The organism is Agaribacter marinus (genome assembly GCF_030160655.1).
Taxonomy (GTDB): domain Bacteria; phylum Pseudomonadota; class Gammaproteobacteria; order Enterobacterales; family Alteromonadaceae; genus Glaciecola; species Glaciecola marina.
On the sequence record NZ_BSOT01000012.1, the window covers coordinates 51,479 to 73,214 of the forward strand.

The 21,736-nt window shown below is 41.5% G+C and carries 14 protein-coding genes; 9 read left to right on the forward strand and 5 right to left on the reverse strand.

Translation table 11 applies throughout. From position 1 onward, the window contains the following. Window positions 1-464 precede the first annotated feature (464 nt). Complete coding sequence (locus QQK00_RS18255) at window positions 465-2,030, reverse strand: glycosyl hydrolase family 28-related protein (RefSeq protein ID WP_284219128.1); 1,566 nt, start codon at window positions 2,028-2,030, stop codon at window positions 465-467. Between the two features lie 340 nt (window positions 2,031-2,370). On the opposite strand from QQK00_RS18255, the gene QQK00_RS18260 reads away from it, so the two are divergent. Continuing rightward, entirely contained in the window at window positions 2,371-3,270 is a 900-nt protein-coding gene (locus tag QQK00_RS18260; protein ID WP_284219129.1) for a choice-of-anchor L domain-containing protein, read from the forward strand. A 142-nt stretch (window positions 3,271-3,412) separates the two neighbouring features. Here QQK00_RS18260 and QQK00_RS18265 read toward each other — a convergent pair whose 3' ends face one another. Further along, window positions 3,413-6,763 carry a glycoside hydrolase family 2 TIM barrel-domain containing protein gene (locus QQK00_RS18265; protein WP_284219130.1) on the reverse strand — a complete coding sequence of 1,117 codons (3,351 nt, stop codon included), beginning with the start codon at window positions 6,761-6,763 and terminating at the stop codon, window positions 3,413-3,415. Window positions 6,764-6,877: 114 nt separating this feature from the next. Continuing rightward, window positions 6,878-7,054, reverse strand: coding sequence for a hypothetical protein (locus QQK00_RS18270; RefSeq protein WP_284219131.1), 177 nt, complete (start codon window positions 7,052-7,054; stop codon window positions 6,878-6,880). Window positions 7,055-7,219: 165 nt separating this feature from the next. Here QQK00_RS18270 and QQK00_RS18275 point away from each other — a divergent pair, with 165 nt between their 5' ends. Beyond that, window positions 7,220-8,548, forward strand: coding sequence for an RNA polymerase sigma factor (locus tag QQK00_RS18275; protein WP_284219132.1), 1,329 nt, complete (start codon window positions 7,220-7,222; stop codon window positions 8,546-8,548). Window positions 8,549-8,565: 17 nt separating this feature from the next. On the opposite strand, the gene QQK00_RS18280 is transcribed toward QQK00_RS18275, so the two are convergent. Further along, the gene (locus QQK00_RS18280; protein ID WP_284219133.1) at window positions 8,566-8,916 is read right to left on the reverse strand and encodes a YciI family protein; all 351 of its coding nucleotides are present in this window, start codon (window positions 8,914-8,916) and stop codon (window positions 8,566-8,568) included. A gap of 215 nt (window positions 8,917-9,131) precedes the next feature. On the opposite strand from QQK00_RS18280, the gene QQK00_RS18285 reads away from it, so the two are divergent. The 6 genes from QQK00_RS18285 (at window position 9,132) to relA (ending at window position 16,930) form a co-directional block, all read left to right on the forward strand. After that, entirely contained in the window at window positions 9,132-9,863 is a 732-nt protein-coding gene (locus QQK00_RS18285) for a CPBP family intramembrane glutamic endopeptidase (protein ID WP_284219134.1), read from the forward strand. 91 nt (window positions 9,864-9,954) lie between these two features. After that, on the forward strand, window positions 9,955-11,673 hold the full coding sequence (recJ, locus tag QQK00_RS18290; protein ID WP_284219135.1) for a single-stranded-DNA-specific exonuclease RecJ: 1,719 nt from the start codon (window positions 9,955-9,957) through the stop codon (window positions 11,671-11,673). Window positions 11,674-11,714: 41 nt separating this feature from the next. Beyond that, entirely contained in the window at window positions 11,715-12,425 is a 711-nt protein-coding gene (gene recO / locus QQK00_RS18295) for a DNA repair protein RecO (protein ID WP_284219136.1), read from the forward strand. A gap of 154 nt (window positions 12,426-12,579) precedes the next feature. Continuing rightward, entirely contained in the window at window positions 12,580-13,341 is a 762-nt protein-coding gene (gene pdxJ / locus QQK00_RS18300; RefSeq protein WP_284219137.1) for a pyridoxine 5'-phosphate synthase, read from the forward strand. An 18-nt stretch (window positions 13,342-13,359) separates the two neighbouring features. Beyond that, the gene (gene rlmD, locus QQK00_RS18305) at window positions 13,360-14,703 is read left to right on the forward strand and encodes a 23S rRNA (uracil(1939)-C(5))-methyltransferase RlmD (RefSeq protein WP_284219138.1); all 1,344 of its coding nucleotides are present in this window, start codon (window positions 13,360-13,362) and stop codon (window positions 14,701-14,703) included. Window positions 14,704-14,785: 82 nt separating this feature from the next. Continuing rightward, the gene (gene relA / locus QQK00_RS18310; protein WP_284219139.1) at window positions 14,786-16,930 is read left to right on the forward strand and encodes a GTP diphosphokinase; all 2,145 of its coding nucleotides are present in this window, start codon (window positions 14,786-14,788) and stop codon (window positions 16,928-16,930) included. A gap of 69 nt (window positions 16,931-16,999) precedes the next feature. Here the strand turns inward: relA and QQK00_RS18315 are convergent, their stop codons facing one another. Beyond that, complete coding sequence (locus tag QQK00_RS18315; protein WP_284219140.1) at window positions 17,000-19,255, reverse strand: putative Ig domain-containing protein; 2,256 nt, start codon at window positions 19,253-19,255, stop codon at window positions 17,000-17,002. A 486-nt stretch (window positions 19,256-19,741) separates the two neighbouring features. Between QQK00_RS18315 and QQK00_RS18320 the strand changes: the two genes are divergently transcribed. After that, window positions 19,742-21,700: a methyl-accepting chemotaxis protein gene (locus tag QQK00_RS18320; RefSeq protein ID WP_284219141.1), complete on the forward strand. Its 1,959-nt coding sequence runs from the start codon at window positions 19,742-19,744 to the stop codon at window positions 21,698-21,700. The last annotated feature ends 36 nt before the right edge of the window (window positions 21,701-21,736 follow it).

The following is a 21,736-nucleotide window of genomic DNA, read 5'->3' on the forward strand; positions in this document are numbered from 1 at the left end:
TAAAGTGCACACCTTCCCAGCCATGAATCATAAAATTCCGAATGTTTAAGAAAGATCGTTCAACTTAGAAATACTATCAATTTCCGGTTTGTCTCACACTCTGTAGAAGAAGGCCGCCACGGCAGTGTAGCCGTTGAAGGTTGGATGCATGGATTGCTATGGGTGCTTAAAGATAAGCGTACCGGAAAGCCTGACCCACTAAAGGCCATGTTCGACGCGATGGAGCCTGAATAATAACTAGAGGAATAGAAATATATAAAAGAGCCCCGATAAGTTCTACTTATTAGGGCGTTATATTGCGCTTGGATGTTCTCAATGGCGTTACGAAAACACATTATATCCTGCCGCCCGCAACTGCTTGGCTGTCAATTAATAGTAGCCATTGAAAACATTCTTGATCGCTAACGAGGGTACATTAATGGCATTCTGTTTTACGTAATAAGACAACGTGACAGAGTTTTATCTTAAATTTTCCATTGACCCACACCATCCGATATAAAGCGAAATATTTTTGTGCTTCCAGATGGGATATTTATCGTTGCCTTCAAATCTGCTTGAGTTCTTATTCGATCAGAGCCAGTCGTACCGATCGTGACATTATTGTTCTTGTATTGTTGTGGCTTTTCCACAAGAACAAATTCGTTTGCCATCACTGAGCTGGCGGCAGGTAAAGTACAAGTACCGCTGGTAACCATATTAACTCTATTTAAAAGAATATTGGCGTTACTTCTATAGGCTACACGACGAGTATTCGGATCAAATGCCTGAGCCACTTCATAACTATCATACGTGCTTACGCTAGACTGTTCTAATTTGCTGGTAAAATCACCTTTGTCGTCAAAAAACAATTTTCCATTACCTAAAGTCCGATAGTGAATCATATTGTTGTTTCCGTTATTTATCTTAGGGCTTACGACTTTAACAAATGAATTTCCGCCAACTTCCAATAGATATGCCGTACCAGATTCTATTGCTTTTGGAGCACTAAATTGAACGCAATTTAAAATAACGGTTGAACTTGACACAACCCTTATAACCCGTTCGCCGTTCTTATAAGCGTTCTTATCGAGTTCGAAATTTCCACCGTTGAAAACAATCCCATAACTATTGAGATCAATGTTGACGTTACGAACCCCTATGCTGCCAGAATTAAATGCATTGAAGGTACACTGCCTGGCAGCCTTCATTCTAACGCCGGAGGTTACTGCTTGCGAATCGTAACAATTATTGAAAGTTGCACTTAGTAAATTTTCTAAATAATAATTGACATCATTCGCGGCACAAAATATTGAATCAAAATGTAAGCTAAATACCGCGTTGTTCGTTCTTAAGCCATATCGAAATTTCTGAATTGAAAGCCGGGCAGCGGTGTTATTTGGTTGTGCACCAGAGTAATAAATACCTGAGTTATTTTGAGCTAGGTTATTTGCTCCTACTAAACCCAAGTCTTCTATTCTAGTGTAACTAGTGGTGACACGAATCAAATCATGCACGTTGTTTTGTTCTACCGTTTTAATAATACTTGCGTTTCTACCTATTCCAATTAGCGCCTGGTTTAATTCTCTCAGTTCTATTGTGTCTGAAACAATAAACACACCTCTTCCAACTAAGACTTGAGAACGTTCACCCGCTCTTGAGAGTGCATAATGGAAGGCATTTGTGTTGTCTGTGCTATTATCCCCAACAGCACCAAACCACTCTACTCGCCAAACATTCCCTAAATATGGTACTAACTCTGCGACGTTGCCATTGGCTAACTCTATGTCGCCTTCTTGTGCGGTAACAGCTCCGTCTCTTACCCGAAAAGTGGCATTTACATCGATAACTCTAATTTGATTTCCGATACTTGCAGCTATATCATAAACATCATCTAGATTGTCGACATCCAGTGTTGTCACAATGTTTGATGAGCTGCTAGCGTCAACTGCAGTAGCTGAAGCTAGCGTGGCAAGGCCAGCAGCAAGTGATGCTTTCTTGATAAAAGTACGTTTACTCTCGTTTGTGTTGCCTCTATTTATTTCGTTGCTCATGTTATTTCCTCTATTAACAATTTCCTTGAACTGTGGCACTTATTCATTTACGTATCAAAAAATACGTTATCGCTTGATTAGACTTCAGCGCAAAACACGAGTTCATCTAAAGTTTGGTGTACTAACAGTTCAAAGTACCAATGTGTATTGAGCAATTATCGATTGTACACTTAGTATTCATTTTCAGCGCATGAAGTACTGTCAGTATATTTTACATTTTTTGTCGGGTGATTATTATTTCATATATTTATCATATAGTTACAATTGGTTTCTTAATTGCATGTCTGGCCTCGGAGGTTAGGAATACCTTCTATAGACTAACAATTAAAAAGAGGAACTTATGAAAAAACTAATAAGGACAGGTCTACTTACATCTTGCCTGTTTGCTACAACAATGTCGCAAGCAGCAATACTTGGATTGGACCTAATTGAGACGGGCGATGACGCTGTTGCAGATATTAGCAGTGTTTTTAACTCAACGGACATAATGGTTGTATCTGGCTCTGAGGTGTTTTCTGGCGCGCAAGGCACTGACATTGGCGCGCAGTCTGCTATTTTTTCGGGTGTAGATATTACCGATGGCACGACGAGTCTACAACTGAATGAAGGATTTTTGCTTACCACGGGCTCAGCCGCTTCGGTTGGAACAACAAACACTGCGAATAATGTTTCAGTCAACCTTGGTGCGAGTGGCGACGCAGATTTAGAAGCGTTAGCGACAGCTAACGGATTAAATTCAAATATTAGTAACGTGAACTTTTTCTCTTTCGACTTTACGCTTTCTGCCGGGTTGAATGCAATCACGTTAGATTTCCTATTCGGCACTGAAGAGTTCCCGACGCAGTCAGTGACTGACATCTTGGGTGTGTTTGTAGATGGTGTTAATTTTGCGTTTTTTGCCGATGGTTCATTAGTTAACAATAATGGAAATCCGGCAAATTTTAATAACAACGCATTTGGTACAGCTGTACCATTTGATGTGGAGTATAACGGCTTGTCTGATGTACTTAGTGTTGTTGGTTTGGTTGATGAAACAAGAACAACTCACACCTTAAAAATCGCTATTGCTGATACCTCAGATACAATATTTGATAGTGGTTTATTTGTTGGGAATTTAGGTGCGACAACCGCAACTGTTGGTGGTATCGATCCTACGCAGCCGGTCAATGCGCCTGCGACCTTTTTGTTGATGACCGTCTTTGGCCTATTTGTTTATGGTCGCTCAAAGCACGTCAAATAAGCGTTTATTCATACGCTGTTAATTGAAAGCAAAAACGGTTTAAAAGGTCTCAATGTAAATTGAGACCTTTTTTATATACTTCCAGGCTGTGCACAGTTACCTGAAAATACGATAACTGCGATCTATACTTTCTATACCTATACTATGGTTTAGGCGATAAACTAAACGAGTATTTATACTTCCCAGATCTTACTTGATACTTCTCTAATGGCGCACCAAGTGCCGTCCATGAGTCTGTGCCACCAACACCAGATTGTATGAAGTCGATATTTAGCGTATTAAATCCTTGTGCTTCTAGATCATATGGATGATCAGCACTGTCTATATTTACCTGGGAATAAGGCCACACCGACATGCTCAAGGCCGTTTTACCGTCAATGAATAACGCAGAGCCTTTTGAGTTGCTCATTTTCCACCAATCGATGTCGGTCCTATTGCCATTCTCTTGCGGCACCATATAGTGGTAAAACATATTTGAAGCTTTATCGTCATAGATATTGATTTCGGCACTGCTATTTCTGTCAATATAGTTTTCGTAAGGGCCTCTGCCGTAATAACGAACATTGTCTAATGAAGCATTGACGCCTGTTTGCATACCGATGCGTTTTAACGAAGGCAAGTTTGGCGCACCAACAAAATCAACGTTAACCTCAATATGCCCATTGCCGAATAACTTGTATTCGTGAGAAAAGGTGACTTTGTCATCAATGGTATGTGTTATCGAAACAAGGTGAGTGTCGTTATCACGTTTGTATTCAAAATTAGACAAGCTTAATTGACGCTGCGCTGTTTTCCAAAATGCTAGGGTATTATGGGATTTCCAAGCACGTGCATCATTGTCTGTTTGAGGGCGCCAAAAATTCGCTTTTAATGGGGCAACCAATACATTTTCACCCTTGTAGGTTAACGAAGATAGCCAACCCGTCTTTTTATCAAATACCGCTGAAAACTCAGTATTGCCAAGGCGCAACGCGCTATTTGTGTTCTCTACAATGATTGTATCACTTACATTTTCTTGGTTTTTATCTTTCGCGATAAACCATGGCAGCTCAAATTTTTCTTTTGCCATCTCTGCGCCAGCGTCACTCCATTGAGTAGTATTTTTTACATGGGCAGAGATGCGCAGCCAATAGCGAACTCCAGCAACGGCTTGTGTAGACGGTAAATCAACGTTAACAGTTTTAGTACTTTGAGGAGCAAAGTCTTCTACCTCTATACTGCCGCCTGTTAGAGCGGTGTCATCTGCCATCAGCTGCCAATTAAAAGTGTAATCTGACGCGTCAGAATGGAACTGACGATTTTTTATCGTAATTTTTCCACTAGCAATGTCGTCAGCGGTAAACCAAAACGGTTGAAATACATATTTTGCATGGTGTAACTCCGGTGTTGGATTGCCATATGAATCAACAATACCATTTTGGTTAAACGCATTGCTATTTGGTACATCGCCAAAATCGCCACCATATGCAAGAAATTTAACACCGTCTTCGTTAGTATGTTCTAAGCCTTGATCCATCCAATCCCAGATAAACCCACCAATCAGATTGTCGCGCTCCCAAATAAGCACCCAAAACTCGTCCAAGTTACCCAATGAATTCCCCATGGCATGAGAGTATTCACACATCACAATAGGACGTTTTATATACGGGCTATCAGACAAGCCTTTCAAGTAGTCTAAACTAGGGTACATACGACTAATTACGTCTACATATGGCGGATCCGTCGGGTTTGCTAGAGGGGTATGACGACCAAGTTTTTCAAGTGTCTCTGGTACCCAGTACCATGTCTTCGGTGGCTCTATAAATTCAGGGTGCTCTTGTAAACTCTGCGCACCTTCATAATGCACAAAACGACTTGGGTCATAGTCTTTTATCCAGCTTGCCGCGGCGGCATGCGCCGGTCCCATGCCTGACTCATTCCCTAAAGACCAAGAAATGATAGACGGGTGATTTTTATCACGGTGAACCATACGAGTGATTCTATCCATGATTGCGGGTACCCACATCGGATCATTTGAAAACTGTCCGCCAAACATATGACTTTCAACATTGGCTTCATCCATGACGTATAAGCCATATTGGTCGGCAAGTTCGAGTAAATAGGCGTCGTTAGGATAATGCGCTGTGCGCACAGCATTAAAGTTGTTTTGCTTCATCATGCGTAGGTCGCGTTCAAGGTCTTCTCTTGTCAGCGCTTTTCCGCGGACTGCATGGTGGTCATGACGATTAACACCAATCAACTTAATGCTTTTACCATTAATGAGTAATTGCCCAGTGTCTTTGTTTAATTTTACGTCTCTAAACCCAACACGTGCGCTTTTAGCTTCAATTAAGTTGTTTTGATCATCATAGAGTGACATGACTAATGTGTATAAATTGGGTTGTTCAGCACTCCACAGCAATGGCTTATCTACCTCTAAACTAAAAATGTCGAATTGAATATTTTCACGTTGAGGATATTGCTGCATGATGGCATCAGCAGGCACCGACTGCGAATTAGCGAGTACCGCTTTATCATTCAGATATAGCTGACTTTCAACACGCCAGCCTTTTAGCATGTCGTTGTTAGAGCTAGTTAAAAAGGGACGAATTCGAAGGTGCCCTTTTGTGTAGTCTTCAGATAATGTTGGGCGAGCAAAAAAGTCTTTAATTGCCACCTTAGGGCGTGCTAACAAGAGTACTTCTCTGTGGATTCCACTTAGCTTCCACATATCTTGACCTTCAAGATAACTACCGTCGCTCCAACGCATTACTTGCAACGCAATTTTATTTTTACCCGGCTTAACATAGGCTGTTACGTCAAATTCTGCTGGTAGCATACTGCCTTGGCTATAACCGACTTTGTGGCCATTAACCCATACATAATATGCCGACGAAATTCCGCCGAAATGCAATATTATTTCTTGCTCCTGCCAACCTTTGGGCAATTCGAAGTCGTGAATGTATTTACTTACGGGGTTTGCCCGGCTGATCAACGGCGATGTGTCGGGCAGCGGGTTACCTGTTTTATTGGAATAAAACGGGAGGTCAGTATTTGTATAAAAAGGGATATCGAAACCATGTAATTCAACATTAGAAGGCACTGGTAAGGTTTGCCAACTCGAATGATCAAACGTTTCAGTAACAAAACCTTGATCAATATCCTCATCGTCATACTGAAATTTAAATGCCCAGTCGCCATTTAGGTTGATGTATTGGCTGCGCTCTCTGTCTAAGCTAAGTGCGTCATCAATATTGACATAAGAGTATGGCACGCTGCGGGTAGGTAAGCGATTTCTTGAAATAACTTCTGGTGATTCCCAATCTTTACTTTGGTACGCCTGATGTTTGTTTGCTACCGCAGAACTATTGTTAAGTTGCGTAGAGGAACAACTGCTGACTACTAATAAAGTAATCACACTGACAACTACCCGCAAGGCGTTTTTTGGCGATGTTATTTTCCACAATAGCTGTTGTCGAGATAACATTTTCCATAACAATATTTTCTTCAACATATACCTTTCCATTACCTGTAATGTTAGTTTTTTATCAGGCTGGATTATACTGTTGAAAGTAAAATTTATATATAAATTTTATGACTATTATGTAAAGTCAATTATCCCTTGGCGTCATTGGGCGTCGTGTCGATGCTGCCTTTTGTTTTGAAGTGAGTGCGCCAAACGTTTTTCCTTCTTGCGCTTAGATTCACTTAAATTAGCGTTATCTTTGCTGTGTTTTCCTGAATAATGTACTTCGTCAGCACTATCTAACAGTTCGTCTCTCGAAAATCTTAAATCTTTACCCATGGTGCCAATCCCAAATTACTTACTACTAAGTTATAAGCTTGTTTAACTAGAATTCAAAGAAATAATAAGTATAAAAAATAAACATTAGGTGTTAGTGAGTTATATAAAACCATAGTGTAAGATTAAGTGCATAGACATTGTCCTGCGCCATCGATGAATATGAATTTGAATTCAAACACATTTTCAACATTGTATATTGAAAATTCGCCTAAGATCCTTGCGACGTTAATAAGACTAGTCGGGACAGCAAATACAGCGTTGGCAGAAGATTTAACGCAAGATACTTTTCAAAGAGCAATGACACATTGGCAAGCTTCAGGTTTACCTAGCAAACCTGAAGCTTGGTTAATGTTAACTGCAAAAAGAGCCGCTATTGACTATTTGCGACAATCAAACACTCGACAACGAATTACCGAATATTCGCTAGCGCCTAATTTACAAAGTGAGTGGAGCAGAGTCTATGCAGTGGAACAAGTGTTTTCAGAGGAAGCTATTGAAGATGACCAGCTACGGTTGTTATTTTGGGTAAGTAGTACAGATTTACCTGACAATATCCGCTTGCCTTTAGTACTGAAATCGTTGGGGGGGATGTCGGTTGAAGCCATTGCTAGGGCATTGCTCGTAAATCCCGAAACAATTAAAAAGCGCCTTTCTCGGAGCAAAACACTCTTGTCGACTGCGGCATATGAAATTCCAGCGAACAACGCACTTCATGCAGCTATATCTAAGGTGCATCAATGTTTGTACTTAATGTTTAATGAAGGACTAAGTGCACATCATCCAAATCATCAGAATCGGCGAGACATTTGTTTGAGTGCTATGCGTTTTTTACAATTAACACTTACGTCATCGACGTATTTTGGCGCGTCTTATCATTGCGATTTACCAAAAGAGGACGTAGCAAAGAGAAAAACACCGTCTCTTTTTAATGCTGACACTTATGCGTTATTGGCGTTAATGCATTTGCATTTAGCAAGATTGCCCGCGCGCTTTGATGAAAATGGCTTAGCAATTGAGCTTAACCTACAGGATCGCCATTTATGGGACATTCGAGAAGTTAAGCATGGGGCTTTTTGCTTGGGGCGTGCATTGAATATGAATAGAGATAAGGCAAGTGAATACTTATTAGAAGCGCTAATTTCGTTTGAACATTCAAGAGCATCAAGCTTTGAAAAAACCGATTGGTCTGTTATCGAGCAGCACTATGCGTTGTTGTCTGAGATAAACCCGTCGCCACTCGTTCGGCTTAATCATGTGATTTCAGTTGGGCATACAAAAAAGTATACACAAGCGTTTACCCTATTAGAGGCCATCGACAATAAAAAGAATACGCATATTACGCAGAGGATACTCGCAACAAAAGCGTATTTGTATATGCTAACCGGCAAGGTAATTCTGGCAAACAAATTTGCAGCGCTGGCTAAAAAAGAAGGCCTAGCGGATAGGGACTACGCTTGCCTTATCCGCCAGATTAACGCAGCGCAACCTGCGTAATGTCACAGAATACGGGGTTATTCCATATTCATTATTTCGCGCACTTCAACGCTGCAGTCTGGACTAAATAATACTGGGCATGACATGGCAAGCTCTGTTGCTTCGTCTATCGAACTTGCTTTTATAATTGAATATCCGCTGACCAGTTCTTTGTATTCGGCTGCCGCAATATCTGTTACTGCTCTTTTACCATCAATACGTTTACCTGAATAATGCAGCGGATTACCGCCAGAAACAAGCTTCCCTTTTTCGCTAAGTGCGGCCATCCATTTGTCCCATTCTCCCATTATTGCTTGCATCTCTTCAGGGGAAGTGTTCAAGTGCCATTCAGGGTCTCCACCTTGATAAATTAACATGTAATCTTGCATCTTATTTTTTCCTTGTTTTAATGTTATTCGTTTAGCCCTGCGATGAAATTAGATTGCTTTATTCATTTTCGGACAGTATTTCACATCACTCGATGTAATAGGATAACGAGTGAGTGTTTCAAAAAGGGACAAAAAATGAAAAATAAATTAAAAGTTTCGAAATTTTATATTGAACATGCTTGTCTTCTTATTATTCGGACGTAAGCACTCGCAGTATGGAAACAACCTTAAATAATACGATGTATCGGGCGACAGAGCTGGTTTTACTCTTTGTTGCTTTGCCACTTATATTGGCTTTTAATCCAATAATCCCTCTTAGTTTATTACTGGCGTTAGCCGCGCTTATATACGTTTTAGTGGTGAGCAAACATCTTTGGGGTGATGGGTCGTGGCGGGTATTTTTTCGCAAGAAAGTACTAACAACATTAAGACGCTTGTTCAAACGAGACTTAGCAGCGGTGGCGAATAACCGTGCCGAACAAGGGCGAATAAAAGAAAAACGCTTGCATGCATTATTGCGTATTGCCGCAATGATTGGCGTTTTTATGCTCAGTACGAGTATTTTTGTTTACCTAACAATGCCAAATGAGTTTTTTCATGTCATGCTCAATAACACATTGCTGTGGCTGGCAATTTCTATTTTTTACAGTGTATTTTCGGTACTTCCGCAGGAGTTTTTGTATCGTAGTTTTTTCTTTAAGCGGTACCAATGCTTAATACCCAACAAAATGGCGTTTATATTAGTAAACGCTATTATCTTTTGTCTGGCGCATGTAATGTTCTTTAATCAGCTTGTGTTGATACTTACGTTTTGTGGCGGGCTTATTTTTGCCTATACTTATCAACAAACGCGGTCGTTCTGGATTGTGTCTGTGGAGCACATTTTGTATGGCGTTTGGCTATATACATTAGGAATGGGCGCTATGTTGGCGTTTCCTTCGGGCTAAATGTTTGCAGTTAAAAAATTAAGCCGTAGCCTTTATATCCGAGTCACGTTACCATTTAGCTAAACCATAAATAGAACATATTTGATTTTTTGTGCAAATAGTTAAACGACAAGCGCTTATTTCGACACCCCTTGATGCTTCACTACCCAATATTTTAGATAGGGTATTGCGCCATCGTGGTATTCAGTCTATCGACGAGATTGATATGCAGACAAAATCTCTTTTGCATTATAAGTTGTTGAAAGACATTGATATTGCCTCTAGCCTTATGGTTGAGGCAATTAAACAGCAGTCACTGATTACAATTGTGGGAGACTTTGATGCCGATGGCGCGACAAGTACTGCACTTTGTATGTTGTGTTTAAGAGATTTTGGTCATCATAAAACTACGTATATTGTGCCGAATCGTTTTGACTATGGTTATGGCTTGTCTCCTCCCGTAGTGGATATTGCGCATGAGATGAAAACTGATTTACTCGTGACCGTTGACAATGGCATATCGAGTATTGAGGGGGTTAAATATGCTAAATCGCTTGGTATTAAAGTCATTGTTACAGACCATCACTTAGCACCAGAAAACTTACCCATAGCTGACGCCATTGTTAATCCAAATCAACCTGGGTGTGAATTCCCTTCTAAAAATTTAGCCGGTGTTGGTGTCGCCTTCTATTTAATGTTGTCGGTCCGAGCAAAGCTAATACAATCTGGCTATTTTGAAGAAAAATCGATGCCGCCGCCAAATATCGCTAGTTACTTAGATATTGTTGCACTAGGAACGGTTGCCGATGTAGTGCCGCTTGATAAAAACAATCGAATTTTAGTACATCAAGGTCTACAACGGATTCGGTCTGGACGCACGCGCCATGGCATTCAAGCACTGCTAGATGTTGCGGGAAGAAATGCAACTCGCTTGGCTTCTGCAGACTTGGGTTTTGCCTTAGGCCCTCGATTAAACGCAGCTGGGCGCTTAGAAGATATGTCGGTGGGGATTGAGTGTTTGCTTACTGAAGATCAGTTTAAAGCACGAAAGCTGGCCAGTGAATTAGATGGTCTAAACCGCTCGCGTCAAGAAATACAGCAAGACATGCAAATTGAAGCTGAAAAAGCGTTGTCTTCGCTAGCGTTGTCTGGTCAAACATTACCAGCAGGTTTGTGTGTGTATGATGAGAGTTTTCATGCTGGCGTTGTTGGTATTGTCGCGGGTAAACTTAAAGAACAGTACTATCGACCAACCATCGTGTTTGCGAAAGAGAACGAAACTACCTTAAAGGGCTCTGCGCGCAGCATTGCGGGCGTGCATATAAGAGATGTATTGGAGTCTATTCATTCTCGCAACCCGTCGTTAATTACTAAGTTTGGTGGCCATGCCATGGCGGCAGGTTTGTCATTACCAATTGACGCCTACGCTGAATTTTCGTCTATGTTTGCAGAATCAGTACATGACGCAATGAAAGGCTTACCCGAGCATCAACAAATGTTGTCCGATGGTGAGCTTTCGGCCATTGAAATGAGTTTAGACAATGCGCAAATACTCAAATGCCATCTGCCATGGGGGCAAGGCTTCGAAGCGCCGGTGTTCGATGGCGTTTTTAATGTAGTACAGCAGCGTCTTGTTGGTCAAAAACACTTAAAACTCGTGTTGTCAAAAGATAGGCAAGTATTTGATGGTATTGCATTTAATGTGGATGTAGAGCAGTGGCCCAATGAATCGGCAAGTCGCGTGCACATTGCTTATCAACTTGATTTGAACGAGTTTAAAAATAGAGTGAATGTGCAATTATTAATTAATGATTTGGTTGTCGCATCATAGGTAACGCATGGGCACATGAATAATATGAGACGTCGGTGTATATGCAAAAACTAGTGGCAAGTGGTTATGTTATTCATCGTCGCCCATACAGGGAAACCAGCTTGTTGGTCGATTTTTTTACACGGGAATATGGCAAGATTACCGTCGTGGCTAAGGGTGCAAGAGGCAATACCAAGTCAGACCGAAAGAGCCTATTGCAAGCCTTACAATACCTCGAATTTGAATGCGCAGGTCGCACAAACCTTAAAAATTTGGGAAGAGTTGAGCAGAAGTCAAACGCCTTAAATCCGCAAGGCAAAGCACTTTATTGTGTCTTTTATATCAATGAAATTTTACAGCGCGCTTTACCTGAGGGTGAAGCAATAGCGCCGCTATTTGAGAAGTATCAAGCGAGTTTACAGTCTTTGTCTGATATGACGGAGACCACAAATCAGGCTGTTGAGCCAATTCTTAGAGAGTTTGAGTTTTCGTTGTTAGCAGCATTGGGATATTTGCCCGACTTTGGCTATGATTGTTCAGATGGCGCTGAAATAGACGCATCTGCATTTTATCACTATGAAGTAGAGTCGGGCTTTATGTTATGCGATGCGAAAAGAAAGTTAGCCATAAGTGGGAAATTATTGCTTGATTTAGCAAATGGACGACTGTCAAAAGATGCATTAAACGCCGCCAAATTCATTGTCAGAAAAACGCTACCATTAGTAATAGGTGACAAAGCACTCAAAAGCAGAGAATTGTTTAAGACGCTGTAACTTTGTTTACTGATCTCAATCACATATTTGGTGATTCTTGTCGCAATTCCTACCGCAATTTTATCTGGCTTCTGCTAGACTTTACGCCATAAAAACGTAGCGATTTATTTGCTATAAAGCACATTTGATTTTAAAGCGAACAACGAGACTATACATGCATGACATTCTTCTTGGCGTAAATATTGATCACATTGCCACCTTGCGAAACGCGCGTGGCACGAATTACCCAAATCCGACGCATGCCGCCGATATTGCTGAGCGTGCTGGTGCCGATGGTATTACCGTTCATTTGCGTGAAGACCGCAGACATATAAAAGACGCGGATGTGTATCTATTAAAAGAAACTATTAATACCCGCTTGAACCTTGAAATGGCGGTGACAGATGAAATGCTAGGCATTGCTGCGAGCGTGCTGCCAGAGTTCTGTTGTTTAGTGCCTGAAAAGCGAGAAGAATTGACGACTGAAGGCGGTTTAGATGTCGTCGGAAATTTTGACCGTATTAAACAAGCCTGCACTCAGCTACGTGAACAAGGCACCATGGCTTCATTGTTTATCGACGCTGACGAAAAACAAATTGAAGCATCGGTAGATGCTGGTGCGCCGTATATTGAAATTCACACTGGCCAATATGCAGAAGCGAAAAATGAAGACATTGCCGCGCAAGAATTAGCGAAGCTAATACAGGGCATAGAATATGCTGACCGTTTGGGCTTAAAAGTGAATGCAGGGCATGGCTTGCATTACCACAATGTAAAACCAATTGCTGCTATCCCGCAGTTAATTGAGTTGAACATTGGCCATGCAATTATTGCGAGAGCAACATTTGATGGTTTGGAAAAAGCGGTGGCTGACATGCGAGCGTTAATGCAGGAAGCGCGCTTGGTAGCCAATTTAACGAAACTTACTTCAGCCTAGGACTAACTTGGTCTCAACATGGTAAAGATATTTAAGGCAACACCGCGGAAAAAAGATACTCGGGTGAATAACAATAAACCGCAGCAATTATTCGTGGATAAACTCGACTATCACGGCGTTGGTTTATGTTTATCGACAAAACCCATTACTAAGATTCCAGGTGCACTAGCGAATGAAACCGTCCAAGTATCTGTCATGGACACCAATGCTAAAGTAAACACGGCAAAGCTCTTGAAGGTTGTCAATAAAAGTGACAATCGGGCTGCACCGTTTTGTTGCCATTATGCGCGCTGTGGTGGTTGCAGTTTACAGCACCTTGATCAAGCGCAAGGGCTGCGCGAAAAAACTAAGGCATTGCAAACCAGTTTACGTCATCACGCAAACCTTGGTGAAGAGACATGGGTAGAGAGTATTGAATCTTTGGCAAAGTATCGCCGAAAAGTGCGTTTGTCCATTGATGCCAGAAACCTAAATGATATTCGCATTGGGTATCGCGAATCTAGCAGTAAGAAGATTGTAGATATTACTGAGTGTCCAATTTTAAGCGACAAGTTGCACGTCGCAGTGTTTGGTATACTGCCGACGCTTAGATCACTGAAGAGCGTTCGTAACATCGGACATTTGGTGTTTTTTGAGAGCAATGACGAAGTTTCATTATCGGTGCATTGTATGAAGGCCCTGCGCGAAAATGATGCAAAAGTATTGCAATCAATCGCAACAAAACTAAATACTACGCTTTTTATTGCCTTGAAAGACAAAGGTATTGACGACGAATACCAACATACTCTTCGCGTGAGCGGGTATCAGGAACAAAATTTGCAGCAAAATCTGGATGTCACCATGACTGATTTTGTTCAAGTTAACGATAACGTTAACCAGCAAATGTTAAGTCGAGCCCTTGAATGGCTAGCACCAAAGCCGTCAGAGACTGTATTTGATTTTTTTTCAGGTGCCGGTAATTTTTCGTTAGCGATGGCCACAAGGGCAAACAAAGTATTTGCTTACGAAGTCTCTGACAATATGGTACTTCGATGTAATCACAACGCACGAATAAATAAAATTAGCAATGTTGTCGCTACGAAAGCTAACTTGGATGCAGAACAAGCTCTAAATGACATTGAGCTTAGCGATGAGGCTGTCATTGTGCTTGACCCTGCGCGTAGTGGCGCTAAAAAATTGGTGGAAAAGTTAGCAAAATCAAAAGCTAACAGGATATTATATGTATCCTGCAATCCAAATACCTTCATTCGTGATGTTGGTTTGATGGAAAGTACTTTTCGAATTGAAAAAATTTGTACTCTAGATATGTTTCCATTTACAGAGCATATCGAAGTAATGGCTTTGCTGGTGAGACGAGAGTAATTATTCCGCTCACAACTCATACCGTGAAGCTTGTAACGCAGCTAAAAGTAGCTTGCTGAAAAGATAAAAAGGAAGTCAGCCAATGGTATCCATTAGGCGAGTGCACCAAGACGACAGGCCCCAGTTTTCTGATTTGCTGGCACAGTTACCCCTGTCTGCAAGTACAAAAGAGAAACTTCGCAGCATTGCAGAATCGCCTGATATTCTGCTCATCGGTCAGGAAATGGTGGAAATTCTGCACGAATTACACATGGATGACGAAACACTTCAAGCAGCACTCATATTTCCCTACTGCCAAATTCATGCCTTAAGCCCTAACGATATTATTGATAGTTTTGGCGAAAACATTGCGGGTCTGGTGCTTAAAGTGCGCAAGATGGATGCAATAAAGACCATTCAGTCAACCTTAGAGCAAAACAACGAACAAGTCGAAAAACTTCGCAATATGATGCTGGCAATGGCTGAAGACGTGCGTGCTGTCGTCATTAAAATGGCTGAGCGCATCTGTACGTTGCACCGGATCAAGGATGAAGAAGAGGAAACCCGAGTATTGGTTGCGCGAGAATGTGCCAATATATATGCACCACTGGCAAATCGTTTAGGGATTGGTCAATTAAAGTGGGAGTTGGAAGATCTTTCTTTTCGTTACTTACACCCCGATATTTACAAGAAAATTGCCAAGCAACTAAAAGAAAAGCGCAAAGACCGAGAACAGTATATTACTGACTTTGTTGAAGATTTGCAGTTGTTGCTGGATAAAGAAAATATACAAGCCGAGGTCATTGGCCGACCAAAACATATTTATAGCATTTATAAAAAAATGCATAAGAAGCAACTCAGCTTTGAGCAATTATTTGATATCAGGGCGTTGCGAATCATTGCAAATAGACTGCAAGATTGCTATGCCGCTCTTGGTACTGTGCATGCGCACTTTCGGCATTTGCCGTCTGAGTTTGATGATTACATCGCGACACCAAAACCCAATGGTTATCAGAGTATCCATACCGTAGTCGTTGGACCTGCGGGTAAGTCGATAGAAATCCAAATACGTACTGAACAAATGCATCAAGACGCAGAATTAGGCGTTGCTGCTCATTGGCGATATAAAGAGGGCAGTGCCGGTAAAAGTGCGGATATGGATGAGCGCGTTATGTGGCTGCGTAAAATTCTTCAGTGGCAAGAAGAAATGGCCGAATCGGGCAATTTACTGGAAGAATTTAAAAATCAGGTATTTGATGACCGGGTATATGTTTTCACGCCTAAGGGCGATGTGATAGATATGCCTGCGGGCGCAACACCGCTCGATTTTGCGTACTATATTCATAGCAATGTGGGGCATCGATGTACGGGGGCTAAGGTGAATGAAAGAATAGTCCCTTTCACTTATCGTTTGCAGACGGGTGATCAAGTCAGTGTGCTTACAAGCAAAAGTGGTACGCCATCGAGAGACTGGATGCACCCAGGCCTGGGTTATGCGCATACCGCTAGAGCGCGAGCAACAATACACTCTTATTTTAAAAGGCAGGATAAAGATAAAAATCGTGAAGCAGGTAAAGAGTTACTTGAACGCGAATTAACAAAAGTACATGTACCGCTTAAAATACCTGAGGGCACGATTGATAAATACAACATGAAGTCGCTCGACGACCTACATGCTGCCATTGGGGCGGGCGATATTCGAGTGATGACTGTTGTCCATTATCTCAGCCAATTGCACGAGCCGGTCGAAAACGAAACTGAAATACCTGAAAAACTCATTAAGCCACGCAGAAAAACCAAAGGGCATGGGATTGTTGCTGAAGGTGTGGGCAACTTATTGAGTAATGTAGCTAAGTGCTGTCAGCCGGTGGCAGGAGACCCCATCGTCGGTTTTATCACCATTGGGAAAGGGATTAGTGTACATAAGGCTGTCTGTACACAATTGGATAATATGCTTAAGCAACACCCAGAGCGCGAAATAGAAGTCAACTGGGAGTCAGAAGACGAAGGCAGTTTTCAAACTAACATTAAAGTCTTTAGTACAGACCGGGATGGTTTGTTGCGAGATTTAACTACCGAGCTCGCTAACTTAAAGGTCAATATTTTAGGTGTTAGTAGCCACAGTGATACCAAAAAAGGCACGGCCTTAATTAATATTACCGTTGAAGTACCCAATACCGACAAGCTCAAGCAAGCCATGCAGCGCCTGTTATCAGTACCAGATATTACGTCAGTCAGCAGAGGCTAGTGATGTTTGTGTATCTTGACCGACTCTGCGGCATTGGTGTTAACAGTGTCACAGAGTCGGTTCTATCCATTAGTTTTTATATTTAATGTAATATTTTTGGTCAATCGCATTTTGCTTAATACTATTTGCGTGTCGCAGTATCTGTTGCCCGTCATTTTGAGCGTTAGCGCTGCGGTCGTCGAAGCCATTTATCCACTGATTAACTTCTTCGATGGCTACATTTCCTGCGCTGTCTACAACAAAGTCAAACACATGCCAATAGCGAGTCACGTCACCTTCTTCTGGCGCAAATATGCGAGTTTGATTGTTTACTCTTAGTCTAACGCGTGTTGGTGAGGCTAAAATGTTTTCACTGCCACTAAATTGATAAACAAGGTATTGATATCGTCCTGCAAATGGGAAGTTAGGCACCGTTATTACTTCAGGTCCAAAGCTAGACACGTTATCTACGTCTAAAAACACAGTTGTATCATCAACTATTACTTGTCTGTTTGCGTAATAAACATGGAATTCTGAGCTGCCCTCTGCATTTGTCGGTCCATAAAAATGTGAATCAAGATCGCGTGGGTTTTGTCCCCATATAAGTGTGATTGAGGCGGTGGCTGCAGATAGTTCTAAACAATCCGTAAGAGATAAGTTTTCGTTACCCGCTTCAACTGTCAACGTTCTACTTTGATTGCCATTCTCACTGGATAGCAATACGGTGCTGTTTTGGCGCACTGGAATGCTAAATATGCCATCGACATTAGTACGAGCGGATGAGGAGCCATTGTAAGAGCTTCCAATTGAACGCACAGTTGCATTGCTAAGAGGCTCACCATTAGTGTCGACTACACAGCCCTCAATAAATACCGTAGTGTAGCGCTGGTCGGCATTCCAAGTCGCGAACTGCGCAACAGTACCTGCATAAAATGACTCACCATTTTCAGTATTCAATACGGCTTCGCCCGATTCTATCCAAACACCCTGCATAGTATCGAAGTAATACAACGGAATAATGCTCGGGGCTAAGTTTGCGTTTGAACTTAAGGGGATCCTAATATCGCTTGTCTGTCCTGCTTGCAGATTAACTGCTGCCCCTGATTCATCTATTAAAATCACGTCAATTGCGCCAAAAGACTCGATTGGTACAATGTTGTCACCCTCAAGAGCAATCATCTCACCGGGCATAATACTAATGTCACTGCTTGGATCGATAACAGTAACTTGAGCAATAACCTCTCCTACTATATCGCCGCCATCTTCCCTGCTTAGGGTATTCGCGTTAAAACTGAGTAAATCCATGCCATCAAAACTAACCACCGCGTCTTGGTTAGGATCAAAGCGGGAAGTCACATTGCTCGGGACTAGTGCAATGAAGCGATTTTCTAAGGTGGCTTCATCGTCAAATACAAGCGAATAGCTAGCAAAGGTGTTCAATCTTGCTGTAAGGGTCATTCTGCTTGAGAGAAAACGGTCTACTACACTCACCTCGTATGCTCCTTGTTCATCACTAAGCACTGACTGTGTGGTGTCAGAACCGTTGCTTAGCGCTACTTCAACATCGGGTAAAAGTTCGCCGGTGAAGTAATTTGCAATGGTTCCGGATATTTCTCTGTATACCAATGCGTCTATTACAAAGCTTACCGCGACAGGATTTGTGTCATCTTCTCCGCCGTCAGCCACATTAATGGTGACGTCATACTCAGTGGATTGCTCAAGTTCAGGCACCCATTGTATTAAACCCGTAGACGATATTGTCATACCGGTGGGGCCATTATTGATAGTAAAGCTAAAATCTGTGCCATTGTTTTCATCATCAACGTCACTGACCACTAATTGTTGACTAAATGCACTGTTGTTGTCGATTGTGAAGCGTTCTGCTATTTCACTCACGGTTAATTGGTCGTTGACCGGCGTGACAGCAACGGTAAAGCTTTGCCTTGTTGTTAAGGCATCCGTACTATTGTTTTCAGCAACGACTACTGTAATTTCCCCCGAGCTTAATTCTCCTTCAATCGGCGTCCACGTTATCAGACCGCTTGCATCCATTGTCATGCTGTTTGGGGCGTTTTCGATACTAAACACTAGCTCATTCGTCGCACTTTGAACGTCACTAGCGTCTACCTGATAGGTGTAGGCCATATCTTCTATTGCTGTTAAGCTTGGCGAAGAAGATATACTCGGCGCGGTATTTTCTTCCGTATTGGGTGGAGGCACTATTGGATCGGGTTCAGAACCATCATTGCTGCCCCCACCACAGGCTGTTAGAAAGCTGACACCAAGCGCAAGTAGTGTAGTCTTAAAAAGGAATTGTTTGCCTATTATTTGACGCATGTTATTCATTATTTATCCTTCAAATATCGTAGTAAAGTAATGCACAACGGACATAAATAGCCGGTTACACACACTGTTGTTAAAACGTATTAACTCTTAAGTTAAAAATCGCAAACTGCCATTTATAGTCAGCTTATGGACAAAGATATTTGCTTGGGTGTTTTTAGAACAGATACGTATTTAACTATCAAAAATGCAAAACCGAATGATAAAAGGGGTGATTGCAAATCTGTAAACTAGCTATTGAGGAATTGAGATACGCCCATTAGTTTTAAGTGTGGTCGGGACTTTATTAGAGGCAAGAAAGGTTGACATCCTATTTGGGTTGTAGACGATCAGAATCTTAACTATCCCGCTGATTGGTCGATACTGTTAATTGGTCGATTCTATCAATTGGCCGAGACTATCAGTGGTCAGGCAGTACAATTCATCAGCAAATCTATTAAGTCGTCTTTTTGTTGGTTTTACAAACCTAAATTTACGAGCTAGTTTGTCATGTTTTCAAAATTAAACCTTAGTACTCAAATCTCCATTTCGATTGCTTCAATTATGTGCCTAATGTTGGTTGTCGCCGGGATAAGTTATCTAGGATTGGATAGAGGTCATGTAAATTTTGTAAAATATCGCTCTTTGGCGCGAGACACCAATTTAGCTGGTAGATTGCAAGCGAACCTACTTATGGTTCGACTAAATGCAATAAAATATATTCAAAATGATTCTCCTTTGCACCTCGAACACTATCAGACGCGTTTTGACAATCTAAAAGAATTGTTTCAAGAAGCTAATAAGCAAATAACCGATCCTATACGTGCCAAAGATATTGCATCTTCAATGCAAGGCATTGAGAAGTATGAAAAAGGTTTTGACGAAGTCGTATCATTGATAGAGCAACGTCATTCAACGGTCAATGATGAGCTGAATCCTTCTGGACTAGCAATGCGGCAAAGAATGACTCAAATTATCGAGATGTTGAAAAGTACAAACAGAACTGATGCGTTATATAGCGCTTCCAAAGCGCAAGAGGCCTTGCTATTGGGGCGTCTCTACGTAATTAAGTTCTTGGTGACAAATAGTGATGACGATTATCAACGGGCAAAAAAGGAACTTGAAATAGAAATTGCCGATGACTTGCTAAGTTTAGAGGAATTTTTAAATACTGAGCAAAGTTCCAATTTGTTCAAACAATTTAAACAGCAGTACTCTACATACATTCAAGCATTGAACTCAGTCTACTCCACCATTAACAAGCGGAATAACATCATTAAAAACGTGCTAGACACAAATGGTGCTAATATCGCTACGTTACTTGAAAATACCAAACTCTCTGTTAAGCGTGAGCAAGATGACTTGGGACCAAAAGCTGAGAAGTCCTCTCAGGACTCAGTGGATTGGTTAAAAATGGCCGTTGCGTTTTGTGTGTTGCTTGGTGTTGCGGCGGTTTATTCTTTACCTAAAACGATTCGTAGGCCTATTGGTGGCGAGTCTTATGAAATTGCAAATGTAGTAAAAGGTATCGCGAAAGGAGATTTAACCGCTAATTTTAAGCATGCTGAAAGTGCGACAGGTATCTATAAATACGTCATAGAGATGACTCAATCTTTAAGGCGATTAATAGGCGGCGTAGTCGAAACATCTTCTAGGCTTACTGAAAATGCCCATCACTCTGCTGAAGTTGCTAAATTGACTAATCAGGCGATCGATGAACAACGTAAGTGTACGGGGTTAGTTGTTATTGCCGTGAATGACATGTCGCAAAGTATCAATGAAGTTGTCAACATGTCTAATGAATCAGCAAGGGCTGCTAGTGAAGCTCAAAATCAAGTACTACAAGGTAAAACCACTGTAGATAGTACGCTTGCTTCTATCGAAAGCTTAGCTAAAAGAGTCAGTAATTCAGTCGACGTGATTAAGTCTCTTGAGAAGAACAGTCAAGAGATAGGATCGGTTGTCGAGGTGATAAAAAATATCTCTGAGCAAACTAATCTATTGGCGTTAAATGCAGCAATAGAAGCCGCTAGAGCAGGAGATCAAGGTAGAGGGTTTGCCGTGGTAGCTGATGAAGTGCGGGGCTTAGCTCAAAGAACGCAAGAATCTACAAATGAAATTAATGAAATGATCAGTGCACTTCAATCCGGCACAAAACAGGCTGTTTTGGTAATGGAGGAAAGTGGCTCAGAAGCAGAGGAAACGGTCAGTAAATCAGTCGCAACAGGTGAAGTACTCGATTCAATCTTAGCAGTCATCAATGATATAAACGCAACGAACGGCCAGGTTGCCAATGCCGTTCAACAGCAAGCAAGTGCTACCAAGGCCATTAATCAAAATGTAGCGGTTATCGAGGAATCTTCCGAAAAAGCGGGTAGCGAGGCAACAAAATCGGCTGAAGCAAGTGATAAATTACTGGAATTAGTAGACGAACTTTGTCGATTAATTTCGGGGTTCAAAACTAAGTAAGCTTATAAATACGGCGAGCTCTTAAACAGTTTACAG